This window comes from Luteimonas sp. A501 (assembly GCF_054052085.1).
This window is the reverse complement of the sequence record NZ_JBSVRI010000017.1, coordinates 1-3,205: the sequence shown is the minus strand read 5'-3', so window position 1 is coordinate 3,205 and position 3,205 is coordinate 1. Positions and strand designations below refer to the sequence as shown.

Below are 3,205 nucleotides of genomic sequence, written 5' to 3'. Positions count from 1 at the left end.
GTTGCAGGGCTGACTGCCGATGCCTGCACCGCGCGTGCGAGGTGCAAACGCTGCGGATGAGCGAGGCGCTACGGATTGCCTAGAATCCGGCAACAACAGTGCGGGAAACAAGGCCTAACGCCTGAATTAAGCCGCGCCGCGAAGCGGCGTCGGCTTGAATGAATTGTTAGGCCTGCTTTACCGAAGTAGTAGCAATAGCCTCGATGTCCAGAATAATCGTGTTGGCCATCTCCATGATGGCTCTGGTCTGAGCCATGCCAGGCTCGACGTCGTTGTGAGCGATCCGGTTGCGATAGACGCCATAGAAGCCACTGATCAAGTTGCGCATTGCTTGCTTCTTCGGCTCATCAAGCGCAACCGGAATCTTTCCGCCCCTACCAAATACGAGATTGACAAGCTCATCGCCGTCAATCTCCTCTGCAACGCCGAAGGCGCGACGGAGTCTGTCAGTGAGAATCACGAATATCTTTCGCATTGCTGAGTCGTAATGCTCGCCATTGATCAGCGGAACCACACCATCCTTTAGCTTCTGATCATAGTGCTGATACTCGTCGCTAGTCTCTGCAAGGTTGCGGAGAGCTGTTGGCAAGTCCCAGAACACGATGTCGCGGATGTCGCCTTGGCATGCATCTTTGTCGTTCCGGTCCAAATAGTACTTGAGGAATGTCAAATGTCTGCCGAGATTTCCGCACTGATTCCAGTCTAGCCCCGTTACCTCTACGAGCTTTACGCACTCTTCTCCGAGGCTCTTTTGGAGTGCAAGAAGCTCTGCCGCGTCTGCGTCGGGGTAGACATTGAACATCTCCACCGCCTTGTCGTAGGCCTTAACGTACTGCTGAACACCATTAGCTAGGGACATGCGGGCTCCAAAGGCCTAACGCTTGAATTAAGCCGCGCCGCGAAGCGGTGTCGGCTTGAATGAGTTGTTAGCCCTCAGCGGCGCGATTACGAACCGTAGGGCCTACGAAGAGCGGGTCATCAACGCAGCTTTCCGCAGACCCTGAATAAGATCCTGCCTCAACTGCCAGTTTGCACATAGCACCCTTGTAGCGGTACTTACCGTTGCAAGGGCTACGGAACCGAATCTGCAGCTCTCGCTCCAAGCAAGCGCTAGCAGCAACTACGTCCTCGGTACCCGCCTCTGCCAGGCAGTAGTCAGCCCGCCAATGAGCTAGCTCAGCTGAGATTGGACACGACTGAGCTGAGGCATGCATGCTGCCGCCGAAGATGCACGCTGCTACCAGCAAGTAACCGAACTGTTTCATTGAGGGCTAACGCCAGAGTTAAGCCGCGCCGCAGCGGGGCGTGAAGCACATGGCAAGCTGTATCTGCCATGTGATTTGCGCCCCGATGTGGCGTCGGCTTGAACGACTTGTTAGGCCGCTGCTGCCCGGAACTTGCGCCCGGCCTGCGACAGCCCAACCCCTGCCGGAACAGTACAACAAGTCCTGGCGGTGAGCGCGGGGCTGGCCTTGGCTGGGGCGAAGCCAAGGCTACGATTCGCGCGGCCCAGAACCACCACCGCTTCCCGGCCGAAGCCGACTCGGCAGGTCGAATCTTGCGGAGGGTCGCGCTTGTCCGAAGCCGAGGTGCCGCATGCGATCTTGCCGATACCACTCACTGCGCGTGCGAGGCGCCAACAGTGACAGATGAGCGGCGAACCTTATGCGACCGAGAATGCTGATCCGGCAGTGCGGGAAACAAGGCCTAACACCTGAATTAAGCCGCGCCGCGAAGCGGTGTCGGCTTGAATGAATTGTTAGGCCGCAGCTTGCCATAGGCCAGCGATGCCAACATTGCGCCCACGAAGTAGGCGACGAGAGTCTTAGTGCCGTAAGTGAGGTGACCCGACATGGCCATTGCAAGGAACACTACACCGAAGAACGCAGCAAGTGACCATGAAGCTCGAGCGCGAAACATTAGAAGCGCCGCGATCTGGACAAGTAGCGCGACAAGTGCAGCCCCAAGCCCTAAGACAACGACGGCTTCCCAGATAGCCAGTGGCGCCCACGACGGTATTGCGAATGCGTTGGTGTAGCCGAGCGCTTGGATTGATACGAAGTACGTAGCGATACCTGACACCACACCCGCGACGATGCTCTTGATCGATCCTTGCATGATCCACTCCTTGCGGCCTAACGCCTGAATTAATCCGCGCCGCGAAGCGGCGTCGGCTTGAATGAATTGTTAGGCCTGGATGATGCATCCAGGTAGCCGGGCCCGCAAGCGCCACGCTAACGCAAGGCAGCCCGGAGACTGGCTGCAAACTCACCTCGCTCCTCGGTGGTGTAGGGCACTTTTTGCCCCGCATGCAGCCCGTCATTTGAGTAGCGAGGAAATACATGAAGATGGTAGTGCCACACATCTTGATTTCCGGCTGGCCCGTTGTGTTGCCGAGTGGAGATTCCTTCACAACCGAAGGCATTCCGCATAGCGTGCGCTAGGCGACGCGTGGCACGAAAGAAGTCGCTGCCAAGGTTGTCCGGTATGTCCAATACGTTCTCATAGTGGCTCCGAGGTACCACCAAGCAGTTGCCTTTTATTCCAGCGTAGTGGTGAGTCGGAACCAAAGCGAAGACGTTGGCATCCACTAAGACAACGGCTGACTCTGGAGCAGGCGATGGAAGTGTCTCAGCAATACCGCAGAACGGACACTCGTATCCGGGTGGAGCATTCTTCATAAGGCCTAACGCCTGAATTAAGCCGCGCCGCGAAGCGGTGTCGGCTTGAATGAATTGTTAGGCATCACGCGCGTCACGTGGGCTCTGCGATCTCGATAACCACATATCGCTCGCGGCCGCCTCTTGCGACTCTACAAGCGACTGGCACGTCGTTTCCGTTTGCCCGAATCTTGCCCTCAACAAACAGCACATTTCCCTTGTCATAGTAGCGCCCTGTCCACTGGTACGGGGTAGCGCCCTTTCCGACGAAATGGGCGCGCGCTTCGGCTTCACACCAAGGCAGCAGTTCACTGGCTTGGTGGAACTCAAGCTCGTGATGATGGTGCTGCGCGGCAAGCTGGGGTGAGCAGGCTAGGATTGCTGTTGCTAGAACCAGTCGCATGGAAACCTCCCTGTGATGCCTAACACCAGAGTTAAGCCGTGCCGCGAAGCGGCATCGGCTTGAACGACTCGTTAGGCCGCCGTTCCCTGGCACCTGCGCCCGACGTGCGGCAGCCCAACCCCTGAGGCGAACAGTACAACAA

General features: G+C 57.4%; 4 protein-coding genes. All 4 read right to left on the bottom strand.

Annotation, left to right across the window (positions count from 1 at the left end):
• Nucleotides 1-166 precede the first annotated feature (166 nt).
• Complete coding sequence (locus ACW7G5_RS14625; RefSeq protein ID WP_457005724.1) at nucleotides 167-859, bottom strand: TIGR02391 family protein; 693 nt, start codon at nucleotides 857-859, stop codon at nucleotides 167-169.
• Nucleotides 860-1,719: 860 nt separating this feature from the next.
• Nucleotides 1,720-2,118, bottom strand: coding sequence for a hypothetical protein (locus ACW7G5_RS14620; RefSeq protein ID WP_457005722.1), 399 nt, complete (start codon nucleotides 2,116-2,118; stop codon nucleotides 1,720-1,722).
• A 116-nt stretch (nucleotides 2,119-2,234) separates the two neighbouring features.
• The gene (locus ACW7G5_RS14615) at nucleotides 2,235-2,681 is read right to left on the bottom strand and encodes an HIT family protein (protein ID WP_457005720.1); all 447 of its coding nucleotides are present in this window, start codon (nucleotides 2,679-2,681) and stop codon (nucleotides 2,235-2,237) included.
• Nucleotides 2,682-2,754: 73 nt separating this feature from the next.
• A complete protein-coding gene (locus tag ACW7G5_RS14610; protein WP_457005719.1) occupies nucleotides 2,755-3,063 on the bottom strand; it encodes a hypothetical protein in 309 nt (102 codons plus the stop codon).
• Nucleotides 3,064-3,205 lie beyond the last annotated feature (142 nt).